Genomic DNA, 20,219 nt, shown 5'->3' on the forward strand with positions numbered 1-20,219 from the left:
CGTATTTTATTTTGAGTTAAAATATTCCTTTTTAAGTTTCAAGGCTAAATCAATTTCGTTTTTAGGTGTTTTTTGGGTCTTTTTTTGAAAAGCATTAAAAAGAACCACCAAATTCCCTTTGTCAAAGCAGCAAAATATTCTGTAAATATTACTTTCGAATTCTATCCTGATTTCATACAATCCATCAGTTCCTTCAAGATGTTTGAAAAATTTGGTAGGCAGATTTTGAACGCTAATTATCAATTTAAAAACATAAGCGATTTTCTCCCTTACTTTACTATTCTGCTCCAAGTAAAAATTTTGAAAATAGGATTCGTAAAATATAATTTTTCTTTCCATTTTGATTCAGCAAAGTTAACTATAAAGTTATCAAGTTTTCGAATGAATTAACTTTTTTTTAGTTGTTTCCGTTTTTCCATTTCAAATAAGAAATTCCAATTAATAAAATTCCTAAAAAACTCAATATAAAAAACAAGCATGTTGGCCGTTCATTAAAAAAATACATTTTGATGTTTTCAATTATTCCAACAACCTCAAAACCCTGTCAAAATCGTTGCTTGGCAATCCTGCAGTTTTGAAGGTTTCGAAATCTTGTTTTACTTTCTGGGTCCAACTGAGACTGTCGTTTACGTTTTGGGATTGGTATTTTTTATAAATGGGTTTGGCCGACCTGAAATCCTTGTTGAGCAAATAAGCGTGGGCCAGATTCATTTGTATCAACAATTCAGAGTCGTCGAGCTTCTCGCCTTCTTTGAGGAATTTGATGGCTTTTGCATATTGCTTGGTCATAAGATAATCGTTGCCAAGATTGTTGTAATCAGTGGCGGTTGGTTTTCCGTTGACCACAATAACGCTCAATTTGTCAATTGCTTCGCCGTATTTGCCTTGTTTTGCCAAATCGGCTGCTTGTGTGCGCAAGTCGAAATAGACCTTGTCAGAAGCGCCCGTTTCGCCAAAACAAGCATTTCCGTAATCTTTGTAGGCTTTCGTTTTTTCGATGGGAAGCAGTTTCTGGAATTCCTGGAACTTGTAATCTTTTTGTATTTTATTCAACACGCAAACACAAAAGTCGTCGGAAGGGATGATTTTCTTGGCCAAATCGGATGCTTTGCATTGGTTGATGAGGAGCTTTCGGTTTTCCAAAGTCCAGCCGCTGCTCAAACGGTTGTTGACCCAAGGCACGACTTCGAGCACGATTTTCTGGTTCATCACCCAATTCTTGCTTTCGAAACCAAACCACATCGGATTGGAATTCGGCAACAAGCACAAGGATTTGTCTATGGAAAGACGCTTGGCATCCCTGCTCACGGCTTCTTCCTGCACAAAGCAGGCGTTATCCGTATCGCGGCTTTTTTTGTATTCGGCAGCGGAGGCAGCATTCGAAAAGATGGCGTATTTGCATTTGTCGTCGCCCGAGATTTTGGACAGCAGGAAAACCGCTCCAGCCGAACCTTGACTGATTCCCGTAGGGTCGGGAATGGATTTCAATATGGAAACCAAACTTCCCGCCATTTCTTGATTTTGGCCCAAAAGCGTGATTCGGAACACCACTTCGGTAGTTCCCACGGGCAAGTCTTCGGTCTTGATGACGATTCTCTCCCTTGCCGAAACGACAATTTCTTTCCTGAAAGCTCTTTCCTTGTCCCAATAGCCGTCTTTCTGGGCGAAAATGGGGTTGACAGAAAAGCTAATTAGTAGAATGAAAAGTATTTTATTTATATTCATTTTTTTCAAGTGTTCCAAATTCATCATTATGTAAACTGTAGTTTTCTCTTCGAGTGATTATCATTTTTCCTTTTATTTAAAACCATCCGTCTCTTCGAGTGATTTTGAAAGGCGATGAGGCAACTTTACCATTCAAAATTGTATCGAGAAGCTTTTTGACTAACAGGGTTCTCGATACAATTTTTAAAGCAGTCCGTTTATTTTAATTCAATCCACATTTATCCGGCTTTAAAAATCACTCGAACTGACGAGAGAAGTAAATAGCTCCAGATTACTTCACTTAATTTTTATTTTTATCGGTGTTCCGTGAACTTTGTTTACCACGTTCCCAACAATGACATTACAATTCGATGCTTTCGCCAATTTTAAGCAGCATCAAATCTTTTCCTTTGCCGAAAAACTTGCGAATGGATTCTTCGTGGTTGATCAGGATGTAACCAAACGTATCGAAGTGGACGCCCAATATCTTGTCGCATTCGACAAAATCCGAAGCCACGATGGCATCTTCGACATCCATCGTGAAATTGCCTCCTATGGGAAGAATTGCCAAATCCAATTTGGTTCGCAAGGGAATGAGTTTCATGTCCATCGTCAGGGCGGTGTCACCGGAAATGTAGATGTTTTTATGTTCTCCTTCGATGACAAAACCACCGGGATTGCCGCCGTTGCTTCCGTCGGGGAAACAACTGGAATGCACCGCGTTGACGTATTTTACTTTCCCGAAGTCGAAATCCCAGCTTCCACCGTGGTTTAGCGGATGGTATTCGAAGCCTTTGTTTCCGTAATGCGTGGCTATTTCGAAATTGGAAACGATGACCGCCTTGGTTCGGCTTGCAATGTATTCCACATCGACCACGTGATCGCCGTGGGCGTGGGTCAGCAGAATGTAATCCGCTTCCAATTCGTTGATGTTGATGTGCGAGGCATTGGGATTGGCCGAAATGTAAGGATCGACCAGAATATGCTTGTCTCCCACTTCGATTCCCAAGGAGGAATGACCGTAAAATGTTATTTTCATTTTGTTTTGTTTTTATACTATTGGTACGCAGATTTTGCGGATTTAAGCCAATTCAAATCTTTTAAAACCATTTGCATTTTTTAGAACAATCGATTTAACCACAAACCAAAAACCACAAACCTATTTATCTTCCTCCAAAAAAGACATTGACAACAAGATCCTGGATCAATGACACCATGCACAAGGCCAAGAGTATGGAAAGTGCAAAAGTGCTTAGTGCCAGTTTTTTTAGTTCTGGATCTAAAGCTCTTGGCTCCTGGTTATTACAAACAGTATTTAAATGCTTGATTAAAGGAATAAAAGCCAATACAAACAGGTATTGATCCAGACGGTATTCGCTCAAAATGGCGAAAAGCAACACCAAGACCATGGCCGAAACAATCAGGAAGTAATGGTATTTTTTGGCTTTGGGGCCACCAATTTTAACCACGATGGTGTTTTTGTTCGACTTCCTGTCCGAGGCTTCATCCCGCATGTTGTTCAGGTTCAAAACGCCCACGCTCAAGAATCCGATGGCGGTGGCCGGCAAAATCAACAGCCATTCCGGTTCCTTGGAATACAAAAAGTTGACCCCCATCGTGCTCACCAAACCAAAGAACACGAAGACAAACAAGTCGCCAAATCCCCTATAACCGTAAGCCGTGTTCCCCACCGTATAACGAATGGCCGAGGCAATGGCCAAGATTCCCAAGACCAGATAAAACAAGGAATACCCAATATTGGAATCCTTGAAGGCAAAATAAATCAACAACATTGCGGCAATCAAGGTCAAGCCGGAAGTCAGGATAATGGCGCGTTTCATCGCTTGGGGCGAAATCACGCCGCTCTGGATGGCGCGTTTAGGGCCAATCCTGTCGGCGTTGTCGGTGCCTTTCATTCCGTCACCGTAATCGTTGGCAAAATTGGACAATATTTGCAACCCCAAGGTGGTCAACATCGCCAGGGCAAATATTCTCCAACTGAAAACATCTGTTGGCGTTTCTATATCATCCGTAGGCCTTAGCGCATACATGCTTCCCACAATTATCCCCGATACCGACAAGGGCAGGGTTCTCAATCGGGCGGCTTCAATCCAATGTTTCATTTTTTTAGTATTAAGTATGGAGTATTAAGTATTAAGACTTTAGAGACCTAGACTATTAACACCTTTTTTACTTTAATTATTATAATTTTGTTATTTAGAGTTTATGGTTCCTACTGAACACTGCAAACTAAAAACTGCAAACTCTTTTAAAATTTTGAATCCAGCATGTTGTTCATCTGAACACTGCAAACTGAATACTGCCTACTTTTTACGGCAACCATTTCTTTTCGAAGTTGGGTTTTCTTTTTTCGAGGAAGGCGTTTCTGCCTTCTTTGGCTTCTTCGGTCATGTAGGCCAAACGGGTGGCTTCGCCTGCAAACACTTGTTGTCCCACCATTCCGTCGTCGGTCAGGTTCATGGCGAATTTGAGCATCTTGATGGAGGTTGGCGATTTTGCCAATATTTCCTGCGCCCATTCATAAGCGGTAGCTTCCAACTCGGCGTGGGGAATCACGGCATTGACCATTCCCATTTCAAAAGCTTCCTGGGCGGAATAATTGCGTCCGAGGAAGAATATTTCCCTGGCTTTTTTCTGTCCTACCATTTTGGCCAAATAGGCCGAGCCATAGCCCCCGTCAAAACTGGTCACGTCGGCATCGGTTTGTTTGAAAATGGCGTGTTCCTTGCTGGCCAAGGTCAGGTCGCAAACCACGTGCAAACTGTGTCCACCGCCAACAGCCCATCCCGGAACAACGGCAATGACTGCTTTTGGCATAAAACGAATCATTCGTTGTACATCTAAAATATTCAATCGATGGTATCCGTCATCGCCCACATAGCCTTGATGGCCACGTGCTTTTTGATCGCCACCGCTGCAAAAAGACCAAATACCGTCTTTGGTGCTTGGGCCTTCGGCAGAAAGCAAAACCACTCCTATCGAGGTATCTTCCTGTGCATCATAAAAGGCGTCCAACAGTTCAGAAGTTGTTTTGGGACGAAAAGCGTTTCTCACATCAGGCCTGTTGAAGGCTATCCTGGCAACCCCGTTGCATTTTTTATAGGTTATGTCTTCGTATTCTTTTACGGTTATCCAATCCATTGTATTCGTTTTTAATTAGCCATGTAAAAATAGACGATTTTTTACATTTTCCCATTAAATAGGAAATTAAATCAATTGGGATTTTTTTAACAAATATTTTTATGAAGAGTTATATATAACTACATTTGCCGTCGATTATTTTAGAAACCAAACCATTCAAATTCATAACTGCCATTTTTTTTTAAGCTTTGCTTTTCAAACACAATGCCAATTCTTAAAATTTAAAATTGTCTTTTTATGTTTTTCCCTTAATTATGATTCCTATTAAGACCTTTGTACACTGCTTTTTATTGCTACTGACCTGCACTGTCGCTTTTGCACAAGAGCCTGCTTCCCCTGTTTTAGAAAGTCCGACTCCGCCAATCGCCGTCGACAGTTCTTCCATTCATTCAACCGTAGCCAATGAAGTTCTTGTGGACACTGTTAAAACACAACTAGACTCTGTTGCGCCACTTCAAAAGAACACTTCCATTGCCTACCCACCTCCATTCAAAGATTATAGACGATTGGGCTACAACTCCTGTATTTATGTAGGCGCCACCGTTGTTGCTTTTGGCGTTCTTTGGGCCATGCCGGAAAGCGTCACCAATTGGGATAAAGAAGAGATGAAAGAAAAAGGTATTTTATGGAAATGGAAAGAAAACGTAAAAGCAGGCCCCGTTTGGGATGAAGACGATTGGGTATTAAACTACATCACGCATCCCTATTGCGGAGGAATTTATTATATGACCGCCCGTAGCAGTGGTTTCAGCATATTTGAATCTTTTGGTTATTCGGCCATCATGTCGACCTTCTTTTGGGAATACGGCATCGAAGCTTTCGCGGAAATACCTTCGATTCAAGACCTCATCATAACTCCCGTTCTAGGCTCCGTAGTGGGTGAAGGCTTTTTTTATGCCAAGAAATCAATTCTAAGACACGACCATAAAATATTGAAATCAAAAGCTTTGGGATATACCGCCTTGGTTTTGATGGATCCCTTCAATACCATTTTGGATGGTTTTGGATACCAATCGAAGGTGAAAACCCAAATGAACATTGCTCCTGTTGGCGTGAATCAATTCTCAAAAACTCCTGTTTGGGGAGTGAATTTCTCGGCCAGTTTTTAGTTTAATCCGGGGTATCCCCCCATGCAATTGCAATCCCACAAAACAAAAGAAACCGTCCCGATAATTTAATGTCGGGACGGTTTCTTCGTTTTTGATTAATGCCGTGCTATTCCAAAAAAGTTCTTCTTTTAACGGTTCTCGATACATTTTTTGTTCCGTTTCTCTCCACAAAAAACACTCGAACTGACGATATTACTTATTTGCTAATCAAAAAATTTTACATCATAAATCATACTCGTCTCTTCGAGTGATTTTAAATGGTAATGCGACAGCTTTACTATTTGAAATTGTATCGAGAAGCTCCTAGACGAAGGGTTCTCGATACAAATTTTCCAAAAAAGCTATTCGCATTTTTAGAAAATTCACTCGAACTGACGAGCGATTATCATTTTTCCTTTTATTTAAACCCATCTGTCTCTTCGAGTGATTTTGAACAGTAATGCGACAGCTTTACTATTCAAAATTGTATCGAGAAGCGTATTGACTAGCAGGGTTCTCGATACAATTTTTAAAGCATTGCATTTATTTTAATTCAATCCACATTTATCTGGCTTTAAAAATCACTCGAACTGACGAGCGATTATCATTTTTCCTTTTATTTAAACCCATCTGTCTCTTCGAGTGATTTTGAATAGTAATGCGACAGCTTTATTATTTGAAATTGTATCGAGAAGCTCCTAGACGAAGGGTTCTCGATACAAATTTTCCAAAAAAGCTATTCGCATTTTTAGAAAATTCACTCGAACTGACGATAAGATACAAATTTTCTAAAAAAGCTATTCGCATTTTTAGAAAATTCACTCGAACTGACGATAAGCTGCTAACGTCATCATATATTGTTTTTTTTTAGAATAAAACCCCTAACTCGAACAGACGATATTACTTATTAAACTTCTTCTTTGCTAAATTAGGCAGTTTATCGAACTCTTCATTAATCAGTGCTTCTTTTTTTGCTCTTGACCATTTTTTAATTTTCTTCTCAATGTCAATGGCAAAATTAATATCTGTAAACTCACAATAATAAACCAATTCGACAGGTCTTCGACTGGCAGTATAGCAATCAGGATAAAAACCAGTTTCGTGTTGAAAAAATCTTTGGGTCAAATTACTTGTAACTCCAGTATAATAGGAATTATCAGAACATTTTAAAATATAAACATAAGACTGTTTCATAATTGTTTTAATAAATAGTTCTCGATACAATTTTTAAAGCATTACGCTTTTTTATTCATCAACATTTGTCTGGCTTTAAAAATCACTCGAACTGACGAGTTGGTATTAATATTCTTTCTTCAAAAAAAACCGTCACTTCGAGTGATTTTGAATAGTAATGCGACAGCTTTACTATTCAAAATTGTATCGAGAAGTTTCTAGACAAGGGGTTCTCGATACAAATTTTCTAAAAAAGCTATTCGCATTTTTAGAAAATTCACTCGAACTGACGAGCGATTATCATTTTTCCTTTTATTTAAACCCATCCGTCTCTTCGAGTGATTTTGAATAGTAATGAGACAGCTTTACTATTCAAAATTGTATCGAGAAGCTCCTAGACGAAGGGTTCTCGATACAAATTTTCTAAAAAAGCTATTCGCATTTTTAGAAAATTCACTCGAACTGACGAGCGATTATCATTTTTCCTTTTATTTAAACCCATCCGTCTCTTCGAGTGATTTTGAATGGTAATGCGACAGCTTTATTATTCAAAATTGTATCGAGAAGTTTCTAGACAAGGGGTTCTCGATACATCCCGATTGCGGTTGCATCGGGACAATCGAACTGACGATAAGCTACTAACGTCATTTTTTATTGTTTTTTTTAGAATAAAACCCCTAACTCGAACAGACGATATTACTTATTAAACTTCTTCTTTGCTAAATTAGGCAGTTTATCGAACTCTTCATTAATCAGTGCTTCTTTTTTTGCTCTTGACCATTTTTTAATTTTCTTCTCAATGTCAATGGCAAAATTAATATCTGTAAACTCACAATAATAAACCAATTCGACAGGTCTTCGACTGGCAGTATAGCAATCAGGATAAAAACCAGTTTCGTGTTGAAAAAATCTTTGGGTCAAATTACTTGTAACTCCAGTATAATAGGAATTATCAGAACATTTTAAAATATAAACATAAGACTGTTTCATAATTGTTTTAATAAATAGTTCTCGATACAATTTTTAAAGCATTACGCTTTTTTATTCATCAACATTTGTCTGGCTTTAAAAATCACTCGAACTGACGAGTTGGTATTAATATTCTTTCTTCAAAAAAAAACCGTCACTTCGAGTGATTTTGAACAGTAATGCGACAGCTTTACTATTCAAAATTGTATTGAGAAGCTCCTAGACGAAGGGTTCTCGATACAATTTTTAAAGCATTACATTTATTTTAATTCAATCCACATTTATATGGCTTTAAAAATCACTCGAACTGACGAGCGATTATCATTTTTCCTTTTATTTAAACCCATCCGTCTCTTCGAGTGATTTTGAATGGTAATGCGACAGCTTTACTATTCAAAATTGTATCGAGAAGCGTATTGACTAGCAGGGTTCTCGATACAATTTTTAAAGCATTACATTTATTTTAATTCAATCCACATTTATCTGGCTTTAAAAATCACTCGAACTGACGAGTTGGTATTAATATTCTTTCTTCAAAAAAAACCGTCACTTCGAGTGATTTTGAATAGTAATGCGACAGCTTTACTATTCAAAATTGTATCGAGAAGCGTATTGACTAGCAGGGTTCTCGATACAATTTTTAAAGCATTACATTTATTTTAATTCAATCCACATTTATCTGGCTTTAAAAATCACTCGAACTGACGAGCGATTATCATTTTTCCTTTTATTTAAACCCATCTGTCTCTTCGAGTGATTTTGAACAGTAATGCGACAGCTTTACTATTCAAAATTGTATCGAGAAGCGTATTGACTAGCAGGGTTCTCGATACAATTTTTAAAGCATTACATTTATTTTAATTCAATCCACATTTATATGGCTTTAAAAATCACTCGAACTGACGAGCGATTATCATTTTTCCTTTTATTTAAACCCATCCGTCTCTTCGAGTGATTTTGAATAGTAATGCGACAGCTTTATTATTCAAAATTGTATCGAGAAGTTTCTAGACAAAGGGTTCTCGATACAATTTTTAAAGCATTACATTTATTTTAATTCAATCCACATTTATCTGGCTTTAAAAATCACTCGAACTGACGAGCGATTATCATTTTTCCTTTTATTTAAACCCATCCGTCTCTTCGAGTGATTTTGAATGGTAATGCGACAGCTTTACTATTCAAAATTGTATCGAGAAGTTTCTAGACAAGGGGTTCTCGATACAAATTTTCTAAAAAAGCTATTCGCATTTTTAGAAAATTCACTCGAACTGACGATACGCTACTAACGTCATTTTATATTGTTTTATTAGAATAAATTCTACATTGAACTATTGACTTTTTTAATAAAAATAGTTCTCGATACAAATTTTCTAAAAAAGCTATTCGCATTTTTTTGAAAATTCACTCGAACTGACGATAAGCTACTAACATCATTTTTTATTGTTTTTTAGAATAAATTCTACCTCGAACTGACGATAAGCTACTAACGTCATTTTTTATTGCTTTTTTTTAGAATGAAACCCCTAACTCGAACAGACGAAGGACGAAATCATTAGCTCAATGGCATTGCGCTCGAACTGACAATAGGACTGAATTATATTTCTAAACGATATAGTTATTCAGCCGGAACCAGTTTTTGTGCGTAAGCGTGGATTCCAGCAGCGGCTTTTCTTCCATCTCCCATGGCCAGGATAACGGTTGCTCCACCTCTTACGATGTCGCCTCCGGCAAAAAGTCCGGGGATGGAGGTCATCATGTTGTCATCGACCTTGATGGTGTTCCACTTGGTTACTTCCAATTCGGGCATGCTTTTCTGGATAATGGGGTTGGAAGACACTCCAACGGCAATGATTACGCTGTCCACTTCGATGTCGTATTCCGATCCTTCGACAGGCATTGGACGTCTTCTGCCGGATTCGTCCGGTTCGCCCAATCCCATTTTTTGAACCCTCATTTTGTTTACGTGCCCATTTTCGTCCGCAAAATATTCGATGGGAGTGGTCAAGGTGACAAATTCTATTCCCTCTTCGATGGCGTGTTTGATTTCTTCGGCACGGGCGGGCATTTCTTCCTGGGAACGTCTGTAAATAATCATTGCATGGTCGGCACCCAAACGTTTGGCCGTTCTCACGGAGTCCATGGCAGTGTTTCCTCCACCTATTATCACCACGTTCTTTCCTGCATGTACCGGGGTGTCAAAACGATCGTCGGCACCGCCCATCAGGTTTACGCGGGTCAGGAATTCGTTGGCACTCTGTATTCCGCTAAAGTTTTCGCCGGGGATGTTCATGAAATTAGGCAAGCCTGCTCCACTGGCAATAAAAAAGGCCACAAAACCTTCTTCCTTCAAATCGTCGATGGTGGCTGTTTTTCCCACGATGAAATCGGTAACAAATTTAACGCCCATCTGCCTGATGGAATTGATTTCGAAGTCGACAATTGATTTGGGCAACCTGAACTCGGGGATTCCATAATTTAACACCCCTCCCAGGTTGTGCAGTGCTTCGAAGACCGTGACGTCGTAGCCCATTTTGGCCAATTCGCCGGCAACGGTCAATCCTGCTGGCCCCGAGCCAATGACCGCTATTTTTATGCCGTTGGATTCCGCAATTTCAGGTAGGGAAACTGTTCCACTTTCCCGTTCATAATCGGCCGCAAACCTTTCGAGGTGTCCGATTGCCGATCCTTCGCCTTTCAATTTTTTGACATAGACACATTGGGCTTCGCATTGCACTTCCTGCGGACACACCCTGCCGCAAATGGCCGGCAAGGAATTGTTTTCCTTCAGCACTTTGGCCGCACCCAGGATGTCGCCTGCTTCGATGTATTTTATGAATTTTGGGATGTTGGTGCCCACGGGACAACCGTCCACGCAAGTAGGAGCCACGCAATCCAGGCAACGGCGGGACTCCTGCAATGCCAATTCCAGCGTCAATCCCTTGTTTACCTCCATATGGCTTTTGTTTCGCACCAGCGGGTCTTCCTCGATCATGTGGATTTTTGGAATCTGGGTGCGATCCTTGCTTTTTATTTCTTTGCGCAACTTGTCTCGCCACTCGGCTTTGCGTTCGTTTTTATAAAATTCCTTGTTTAATTCTGATTCCATTTTATGCTTATTTTAAAGGACAAGCCTTTTTATCATTATTCCAATTTTGGGGAGACTTATTCCTCCAGGTATTCTCTATAACATTTTGATTCCTTCTTTTTGTAGGTGTTGAGCCTGTTCATCATTTCGTCGAAATTGACTTCGTGGGCATCGAATTCCGGGCCGTCGACACAGACAAACTCTGTTTTGCCTCCCACGGTTACCCTGCAAGCCCCGCACATTCCCGTTCCGTCCACCATGATGGTGTTTAAACTTGCTTGCGTTGGGATGTTGTATTTCTTGGTAGTCAAGGCCGCGTGCTTCATCATTATGGTCGGGCCAATGACCATGGCTTCGTCTATTTTCTCCCTGAGGATTACTTCTTCCATTCCTTGGGTTATCAAGCCTTTTGTGCCTTTGGAACCGTCGTCGGTCATGATGATGAGTTCGTCCGAGTACTCCCTCATTTTGTCTTCCAGAATGATCAGTTCCTTGCTTCGGGCGGCAATAACGGTTATCACCCTGTTTCCGGCCAGTTTCATCGCTTGGACAATCGGGAATAATGGAGCCACGCCCACGCCTCCCCCGGCACATAAAATGGTTCCCACTTTGGCTATGTGGGTGGCGGTTCCCAATGGGCCTACCACGCCCGCCAGTTTATCGCCGGCATTCATGGCGCAGAGTTTGTGCGAGGACACGCCCACTCGTTGCACATACAGGGTAATGGTACCTTTTTCGGTATCGGCATCGGCAATGGTTAGCGGGATTCTTTCCCCGTTTTCATCTATTCTTAAAATGATGAAATGACCTGCTTTGCGACTTTTGGCAATGTAGGGTGCTTCGATGACCAATCTTGCCACGTTTTCTGAAAGAAATTCTTTTTCTACTATTTTGAACATATTTTATATAGATAAACCCCGTAGGGTGTAATTTAATTTGTTTGATTATTAACACAGTTCGTCTTCGCCCGGTGCCGGCTAGAAACACAACTAAAAAATGAAATGCATTTCAATTCTTTTTCCTAAGTTCCCATATTATTCCGTTTTTAGATTTATCATCATTTAAAATTCTCCTTCATCACATTCTGTTGGAATCGATAATTTAAGATACCCTATTTTACGGATAATACAATTATACCCCTATTTTACAGCACGAATTTATGGATTATATCCCAAACAGCCTTTATGGATTATAACAGCAGGGGGCGTATATGTTAAAAATATCGTTAATTTTAGGCTAAATGGAAAACTATTTTTTACGAAAACCTTTGCGCTGGAAACTGTCCCAACCGGAATCGAAAAAAGTAGCTCTCCCAACGCACTTTCGCCAACCAAAATTCCTGTTTTTTTATTGAAGAAGCATCCTGCACTATTAGGCTTGATTTCGAACTCTTGGAGCGAGGGGATTGTACTGTTTTTAGAATTGAAACCATTGCTTTTGGAGGAATGGTTTTGGGTCTTGGTTTATTTGGTGTTTTTGGGAGTTTAGTATACCCTTTCCCTATATCAATATTACTACATACTTACTATAATGTTACTATAAGGTTACTATAACCTTACCATAACCTTACTATACATTTATCATAAATTAGTAATATATTCGCCATATAGTAACCATATATCCTTTTTTAATATTACCTTTGTCCCCATACTATCTTAATTCACGACAAATGGCAAAAGTTAAAAGCATTATCGAACTAAAAGGCACCGTTGGGGGAATAAATTTTTACAAACTTCAAGGCGAGCCTATTGCGCGCGCAGCCGGTGGCGGTTTTAATGGCGAGGCCATCCGGACGAAGGCGAGCATGCAACGTGTCCGGGAGAACGGCTCGGAATTCAAGGGTTGCATGCAGTCGGTGCAATTTTTCAAAAAGGGATTGCAGCCTTTTTTGGGCACTTTCAAGGATGGGACTTTGCACCAACGCTTGATCAGTTTGTTTACCCAAATCAAGAGTTTGGATACTCTAGCGGTTCGTGGTTCGCGAACGGTTTTTGGCGGACTGCAAACGGCGGCGGGACAAGGCTTGCTGAACCCTTATTTATTGACTTCGGGTTCGCGATTGGAGGGCGTGTTGCGGCAGGCTGTTGTTTTTGATTGGGCGAGCGGATTGAGTCTGCCCGATTTTGAGGGCCAACGGGTTTCCTTTCCTGCCGGTGCGACGCATCTTTCGTTGCAAATTGGATATTCGAGTCTTGATTTTACGCAACAGACTTCTTCTTTTCGTTCCAGCGAGACGATCTATTTAAGTCCTGCCGATGCCGGCACTATTTTCATCCCCGCTCCCGCTCCTACCGACACAGAAGGAATGCAAGTAGGCGTGGTTTTGGCGCGGTTTGTACAAGAAGTGAATGGGCAGTTTTATCCTTTGAAGAGTGAGGGAAGCGTGGTGATGGAGGTGGTAGGCTGTCGGTTGTGAGTTATCGGTTTTCGGTTGTGGGTTATCTGTTTGGGAGTTGTGGAAAAAATATTCTTTCCCAAAACCGATTGAAAACTTTTTTGGCGAAATGTGGTCGTGCGGTTGTGCAAAAAATCTACTTTCTCCAAACTGATTGAAAAGATTTTATGCAAAATGAGGGAAACCGTAAAATAGAATGGTTTAGTATGTTTAGTTTTGGGAAATAATAAGCAAAAAACCTAATTCAAAAACACTGATTAATTTATAGTAATTATTCTACAATATGTCAGTTTTTGAGTAGGTTATTCATTTTTAAATTTATAGATTTACATTCAATGTAAATACCATTTTAACCTCACATTAAGTGGGACAGAATTATGAAAAATATAAAAATTCCCATAATTGATTTATTCGCTGGACCTGGTGGCTTAGGAGAAGGTTTTTCTTCTGTCCTAAACAAAAGTGATAAAGTTTTTGATATTAAACTATCCATCGAAAAAGATAACGAAGCTCATAAAACACTAGAATTAAGAAGTTTTTTTAGAAAATTTAATACTGATAAATTACCCCCTGAATATTATGATGTTTTAAAAGAAAAAAACATACAACAAAGAGAAATATTAATTTCTGACTTATTTGACAAATACCCTAAAGAAGCATTAGAAGCAAAAAATGAAGCTTGGAAAGCAGAATTAGGTAATGAAGCTTTTCCATCTTCTGCAATTGACAAAAGAATAAAAGAATCTTTAAACGAAAGTAAAGACTGGCTTTTGATTGGAGGGCCTCCTTGCCAAGCTTTTTCTTTAGCCGGAAGATCAAGAGTTGGTGGTATAGATGATGAAGACCATAGAGTTTATTTATACAAAGAATATTTAAGAATTATTGCAGTTCATCATCCTACTGTTTTCGTTATGGAAAATGTTAAAGGACTATTATCTGCAAAAGTTAACGAAGAAAAAGTCTTTGATTGGATTTTAAACGATCTCCGGAATCCTTCTACAGTATTTAAAAAAACAAAAGCTCCAAAATATAAAATATTCTCACTTTCAACAGAACCTGAAAGTATTGATGCATCTGGAAATCCTGTTTATAAGGATAACAGAGACTTCTTAATTCAATCTGAAAAATATAAGATTCCACAGAAAAGGCACAGGGTAATACTCCTGGGTATTAGAGAAGATGTAAATGTTCTACCTGCAACATTAACTCTAGGCTTAAAAGAAACTAATTTATCAAGTGTTATAGGAGATTTGCCAAAGTTGAGAAGTGGATTGGGCAGGTCAATTATTTCAAGTAAGACCGTAAATGGATTTAAGAAAAGAGAGTATAAAAATGAAGTAGATTCAGATGAAAATTGGGAAAATAAAATAAATGCTTTCAAAAAAGAAATGTCAACTTGGAACGGTTTTGATTCTAAACAACATTTCAATAAAATAAAAGTGACTTCCTATGGTCTGGGTTCTGAATATTTAGAATTTGAAACTCCATCGCTTGAAAATCCCTTACATCAGTGGTTTAAAGATGAAAGTTTAAAAGGTGTTTGCAACCATGAAACCAGATCTCACTTAGTTGAAGATCTAAAGAGGTATCTTTTCGCCAGTACTTATGCTGAAAAACACAAACGATTCCCGAGACTTAAAGACTATGAAACTTATAGTGATGCGTTGATGCCAGATCATGAAAGTGCGACTAGCGGAAAATTTGCTGATCGATTTCGTGTTCAAATGCCGGATTGTGCTGCAACAACCGTTACAAGCCACATTTCAAAAGATGGTCATTATTTCATTCATTATGATCCTGACCAATGCAGAAGTTTAACCGTCAGGGAAGCTGCCAGGATTCAAACATTTCCCGATAATTATTTGTTTTGTGGTCCTAGAACAGCACAATATCATCAAGTGGGTAATGCGGTTCCACCTTATTTGGCTTATCAGATTGCAGAAATAGTTTCTGAAATATTTACAAAAAAAAGAATTAATGGGGATTCAAATTAACACCAACATTGTATGTGAAGATGCTTCACCGAATCCTGAGTATTTAATTAAATCAATAGCAGAGCAAGGCTATAGTCTTGAAACTTCTCTGGCTGATTTAATGGATAATTCTATTTCTGCAAAAGCTGATAAAATAGAAGTTTTAATTAAAATGAATGAAGAACCATTCAAACTTTTTCTTGCTGATAATGGTCTAGGAATGGATGAAAATACTTTAAAATCAAGTATGCAATTTCCAAGTAATTCCCCTGAATACATTAGAGATGGCCTAGATTTAGGAAGATTTGGACTAGGAATGAAAACAGCCTCTTTTTCACAAACAAGATGCTTTACAGTATTGTCAAGAAAAAAAGGTGAAGAAAAATATTCAGGAAGAACTTGGGATGTTGAGTATTTAAAAAAAGAAAAGAAATGGAGGCTAATTGTTAATTCTCAAGACGAAATAGAAAAATTGGTCGCTGATTATAGAGAATTAAGTAATGCATTTCTTGGGCAATTTGAATCTTTCGAAGCAAATACAATTGTTATATGGAATGGTCTTTACAAGTTTGAAAATTATTTGGAAGAAGAAAATAGACAAAATGCATTAAAAAAAGAAATAACCGAAGTTACATCTGATTATTTGTCACTAGTCTTTCACAAATTTATGGAAAGAGATAAGGATCCAATTAATATACGGATCAACAATAAAATCTTAAGTCCTTTTAATCCATTTCCTACCTACGAATCTGATTTTCGTCCCATCGCATACAAACAAAGAAACTTCAGTACTGACACAATAAAAATTGAAGGCTTTGTATTGCCGTCCAGAAGTATTGACGAATCAAAAAAAGGGTTAACCAATTGGACTACTAAAAACCGAGGCTTAATGGATATGGAAGGCATCTATATTTATAGAGCCGATAGGATTATCTTATTTGGCGGATGGAATGGTCTTATCAAAAAAGCCCCAAGATTGCAACTTGCAAGATTGCGGGTTGAAATTGGAAACAGCGTAGATCATCTTCTTCATTTAAATGTCGCAAAATCTCAAATTGTAATACCACATGATTTAAAGAAAGCTTTTGAAAGATATATTGACGAATTAAAACTAGAAGCTGAAAAAGAATTTTTTAATAGAGGGATTAGAGATTTTTCAAATAATGGTCAACAAAATAGAGAAACTTTATTTGAAAGAAAGTCTTCCAATAGAGGTGTTTTACTTGAATTAAACATTGAATTCCCATTGTTAAAGGAAATAAAAAAGGAATTATCAAAAGAACAAGCTGCTAAGTTTAATCTTGTATTAAGAATGATAAATACTTCAATAAATAAAATTAGACAAAACCATGAGGAAACTACTTTCTTAAATCTTGAAGAAAAAGATGGTCTGTCAGTCAATGACATAATCATTTCATTGACTGCACTTAAAAAAAATGGGTTTTCATCTGAGCAAATTAAAAAAGACATTTTACCAGGACTCGGTTTTGAAGAATCATCTCTTCCTGAAGAGATTAAACAATTATTAAATTAAAATTATGAATAACAATAAATATATTGAAGTAATTAAAAAAATAATATCTGGAAAAGCTTCAGAGTACTCAAAAGAAAATACTTTAAACCCAACTTACTTCATTAATTTATTCCCTGAAATTAAAGAGAATATAATTTTAGTTTCTAATATGTTTCAATATCCTGAAGTAGATGAAACTACCCTAAAAAACTATTATGAAATAGCAGTTAAAGAATATCTTTCAAACAATCCAATTGACATTGACCCAAGTAATTGTTTAACTAAAGAAGGTTTTAAAACTTGGTTAACATCTGAACGAAAAGATAAAATTGAATGGAATTACAGTAAACGTTATTTTACATTATTAGAAAATTCTGGTCGTTCTGAAAAAGTTGTCAATGAAACCATTAACTCAAGTTATGAAATATTAGAAAAAATGGGGGATCCAAAATCCGACACCCCATTTTACGTTAAAGGATTAGTTGTTGGAAGTGTGCAATCTGGGAAAACCGGTAATTTTAATGCAGTTATAAACAGATCAATTGACTCTGGATATGGTTTAATAATTGTTCTTTCAGGTATAATGGAAGACCTTAGAAGTCAGACACAATTAAGAATAGAAAGCGATGTAATAGGTACAGGTATAATTGATATAACTTCAGAAACAAAAGGTGTAAAAGGTGTAGGCAAAATAACTCGTTTTGGGAATCAAGGCGATACATCAGTAAACCAAGTTTTTGGAATTACTTCTTATAAATCGGACTTTAATAAATCATTAATAGATGCAGATTTCTCAATTGACCATACGAATGTTTTAGTTTGTAAAAAGAATGTAAGTGTACTAAGAAATTTGATTGTTTGGCTTCACGATTATCTTGAAGAAAATAAGGACCGCCACAATATTCCTCTATTAATTCTTGATGATGAGGCTGATAATGCTTCTCTTAATAACGAAGGCGCAAAAGGTAGAGAATATGCTTCTAAAACAAATGGACATATTAGGGCGCTTTTAGATTTATTTACAAGAAAAACATATTTGGGTTATACAGCTACACCATTTGCAAATGTTCTTCAAGATCGAAATGAGGTACCCGAGAATAAATGGAAAGTAGGATATAAATTAAAAGGTGAGAATGAGGAAAAACATCTTTCGCAAGTTGATAATATTTTTCCTGATGACTTTATAGTTTTACTTAATCCACCATCCAACTATATTGGAGCAAAACAAATTTTTGAAACTTTTGAACCAATTGAGAATAAGGCAAAAAGTAAGATTCCCCTAATTGAAATTGTTGCTGATAATATAACAGAGTTTCCATCAAGAATTGACAAAGAAACATTAATGGGAGTACAAAGTTTCCGTACTAAAGATGAATTTGAAGAAAATGGTGGATATTTAAGCTATGAAAATTATAAAGATTATATAAGCTCAACAAGAGCCAGTAAAACTGGTGATAACTTCCCTAAAACTATTCCAAAATCATTAACGGATAGTGTAATGTGTTTCATTTTGTCAATAGCTGTTCGTGAAAGTAGAAAGCAAAAAATGATATATTCAGCATCATATATGCCACATCATACAATGCTAATTCATATTTCAAGATTTTCATTATGGCAGAATACGACTAGAGATTTATTGAGAGATTATGTCAATAATTTACAAAGTAAAATTGAAAACGAAACCCATACAAAACCTGAATCAGTATTCGGCGAACTTGAACAAATTTGGTATAAATATTATTCACATATAATTGAATCAATAGAATCCTATCTTCCAAAGGGTTATCACGATGAATTTTTAATACCTATAACCTATGAATCTTTAAAAAAATATTTACCAGAGGCTATTAATGGTATTGAAGTAAAAGCTATCAATAGCATTACAAAAGATAGTTTGGAATATCCGAAAAATTATCCAAAAAAAATAATTGCTGTTGGCGGAAATAGATTGTCTCGTGGTTTTACATTAGAGGGGTTAACTATAAATTATTTCATTAGATCGACGGATTATTCCGATACTTTACTTCAAATGGGAAGATGGTTTGGGTATAGACCAGGATATTTAGATTGCTGTAAACTTTTCACAACACAAGATTCCAAAGACAAGTTCGATTCAACAACCCGAACAATTGAAGAGTTAGAAGTTGAATTCCGGAAAATGGAAGCAAAAAATAAAACACCAAATAATTTTGTCTTAAGAGTTAGAAAACATCCAGGAACTTTAAAAATTACAAGGCCTTCAATCTTAAAATTAACTAATGAAGTCAAGTGGTCTTATCAGGATGAATTAGAGCAAACAACAGTATTTAATATTGAAAAAGAAAAAATAAATAGAGTTTGGAAAGCGTTCAAGGAAAATATAGCTCCTAAATTTTCAGAATCTAGCAATTCAGGTTTTATCAAATATAAGACGGACATCCAAGGTATTATCAATATACTTTCTTTGGAAAACAATTTTGATGAAGATTCAAGAAAAAGTATGATTATGTTTCTACAATTAAGTCGAGAAAAAAACTTACTAAACAACTGGACTGTAGCACTTAAAACAACTGGACGTAGCTCAAAATTAGAAAGCTTTAATTTGAATGAACCTTACGGAGTAGATCTTTCAATAAGGAGAGGTCCAACAAATGATAATGATGTTAATTATTTTGTAGAAAATAAAAAATTTAAAGCTTCTGGAAAGTCGGCAAATATTATTTCCGGAGGTAGAGACTTTTCTATTCTGCTTTCTGAATCTCAAATTGTACAAGCCGAGGAGGTTTTTCATATAGAACAGAAAAATTTAATTTTAAAAAAGAACCCTAATTTGTCTGAAGATGAGGCAATGGAATTAGCTAAAAAGAAAACTATTCCAGAGCGAGTTTATAGAGAGAGAATGTCTGACCAAGAAGGTTTATTAGTAATATATTTGTTTGATACTGCAAAAGTATTCCGTGTTAATGATAATGAACAACCTGAAAAATTAATACAAATGGTTGTAGATAATAATTATGATTTGAAAATTCCTTTAGTCGGTTATGCTATAGGTTTCCCCCCAATTGAACCAGATCCGGGAGGTATATATGTAAAAGGAGATTATAATATTGATGATGAAGAAAGTGACATTGATGAATCCGATTCTGAAATTCCAGATGATAGTAACGAATAATTA

Annotated in this window: 14 protein-coding genes; 5 read left to right on the forward strand and 9 right to left on the reverse strand. The window is 37.1% G+C overall.

Annotated features, from left to right (window positions below):
- Nucleotides 1-6 precede the first annotated feature (6 nt).
- From OZP13_RS07265 to OZP13_RS07285, 5 genes are all read right to left on the reverse strand, one after another.
- A complete protein-coding gene (locus tag OZP13_RS07265) occupies nucleotides 7-339 on the reverse strand; it encodes a type II toxin-antitoxin system RelE/ParE family toxin (RefSeq protein ID WP_269243210.1) in 333 nt (110 codons plus the stop codon).
- 180 nt (nucleotides 340-519) lie between these two features.
- Nucleotides 520-1,725: a tetratricopeptide repeat protein gene (locus OZP13_RS07270; protein WP_281299179.1), complete on the reverse strand. Its 1,206-nt coding sequence runs from the start codon at nucleotides 1,723-1,725 to the stop codon at nucleotides 520-522.
- 340 nt (nucleotides 1,726-2,065) lie between these two features.
- Nucleotides 2,066-2,743, reverse strand: coding sequence for a metal-dependent hydrolase (locus OZP13_RS07275; protein ID WP_269243214.1), 678 nt, complete (start codon nucleotides 2,741-2,743; stop codon nucleotides 2,066-2,068).
- 124 nt (nucleotides 2,744-2,867) lie between these two features.
- Nucleotides 2,868-3,827 carry a 1,4-dihydroxy-2-naphthoate octaprenyltransferase gene (gene menA, locus OZP13_RS07280; RefSeq protein WP_281299180.1) on the reverse strand — a complete coding sequence of 320 codons (960 nt, stop codon included), beginning with the start codon at nucleotides 3,825-3,827 and terminating at the stop codon, nucleotides 2,868-2,870.
- 208 nt (nucleotides 3,828-4,035) lie between these two features.
- A complete protein-coding gene (locus OZP13_RS07285) occupies nucleotides 4,036-4,866 on the reverse strand; it encodes a 1,4-dihydroxy-2-naphthoyl-CoA synthase (RefSeq protein WP_281299181.1) in 831 nt (276 codons plus the stop codon).
- Nucleotides 4,867-5,120: 254 nt separating this feature from the next.
- On the opposite strand from OZP13_RS07285, the gene OZP13_RS07290 reads away from it, so the two are divergent.
- Nucleotides 5,121-5,975 (forward strand): DUF3943 domain-containing protein, encoded by an 855-nt coding sequence (locus OZP13_RS07290; protein ID WP_281299182.1) that lies wholly within the window; start codon nucleotides 5,121-5,123, stop codon nucleotides 5,973-5,975.
- Nucleotides 5,976-6,854: 879 nt separating this feature from the next.
- On the opposite strand, the gene OZP13_RS07295 is transcribed toward OZP13_RS07290, so the two are convergent.
- The 4 genes from OZP13_RS07295 to OZP13_RS07310 all read right to left on the reverse strand — a co-directional run bounded on the left by OZP13_RS07295 (nucleotide 6,855) and on the right by OZP13_RS07310 (nucleotide 12,083).
- Nucleotides 6,855-7,148, reverse strand: coding sequence for a GIY-YIG nuclease family protein (locus OZP13_RS07295; RefSeq protein ID WP_269243629.1), 294 nt, complete (start codon nucleotides 7,146-7,148; stop codon nucleotides 6,855-6,857).
- 675 nt (nucleotides 7,149-7,823) lie between these two features.
- On the reverse strand, nucleotides 7,824-8,117 hold the full coding sequence (locus OZP13_RS07300) for a GIY-YIG nuclease family protein (RefSeq protein WP_269243629.1): 294 nt from the start codon (nucleotides 8,115-8,117) through the stop codon (nucleotides 7,824-7,826).
- 1,597 nt (nucleotides 8,118-9,714) lie between these two features.
- Entirely contained in the window at nucleotides 9,715-11,205 is a 1,491-nt protein-coding gene (gene gltA, locus OZP13_RS07305; protein WP_281299183.1) for an NADPH-dependent glutamate synthase, read from the reverse strand.
- 56 nt (nucleotides 11,206-11,261) lie between these two features.
- Entirely contained in the window at nucleotides 11,262-12,083 is an 822-nt protein-coding gene (locus OZP13_RS07310; protein ID WP_281299184.1) for a sulfide/dihydroorotate dehydrogenase-like FAD/NAD-binding protein, read from the reverse strand.
- A 905-nt stretch (nucleotides 12,084-12,988) separates the two neighbouring features.
- Here OZP13_RS07310 and OZP13_RS07315 point away from each other — a divergent pair.
- From OZP13_RS07315 to OZP13_RS07330, 4 genes are all read left to right on the forward strand, one after another.
- The gene (locus OZP13_RS07315) at nucleotides 12,989-13,600 is read left to right on the forward strand and encodes a hypothetical protein (protein WP_281299185.1); all 612 of its coding nucleotides are present in this window, start codon (nucleotides 12,989-12,991) and stop codon (nucleotides 13,598-13,600) included.
- A gap of 356 nt (nucleotides 13,601-13,956) precedes the next feature.
- Nucleotides 13,957-15,573, forward strand: a complete 1,617-nt coding sequence (locus OZP13_RS07320) for a DNA cytosine methyltransferase (protein ID WP_281299186.1) — start codon at nucleotides 13,957-13,959, stop codon at nucleotides 15,571-15,573.
- Nucleotides 15,557-17,086, forward strand: a complete 1,530-nt coding sequence (locus OZP13_RS07325; protein ID WP_281299187.1) for an ATP-binding protein — start codon at nucleotides 15,557-15,559, stop codon at nucleotides 17,084-17,086. Before OZP13_RS07320 ends, OZP13_RS07325 begins: the two co-directional genes overlap by 17 nt.
- Before the next feature lie 4 nt (nucleotides 17,087-17,090).
- A complete protein-coding gene (locus OZP13_RS07330; RefSeq protein ID WP_281299188.1) occupies nucleotides 17,091-20,216 on the forward strand; it encodes a Z1 domain-containing protein in 3,126 nt (1,041 codons plus the stop codon).
- The last annotated feature ends 3 nt before the right edge of the window (nucleotides 20,217-20,219 follow it).

Origin of the sequence: Flavobacterium limnophilum, assembly GCF_027111315.2 — a bacterium.
GTDB lineage: Bacteria > Bacteroidota > Bacteroidia > Flavobacteriales > Flavobacteriaceae > Flavobacterium > Flavobacterium limnophilum.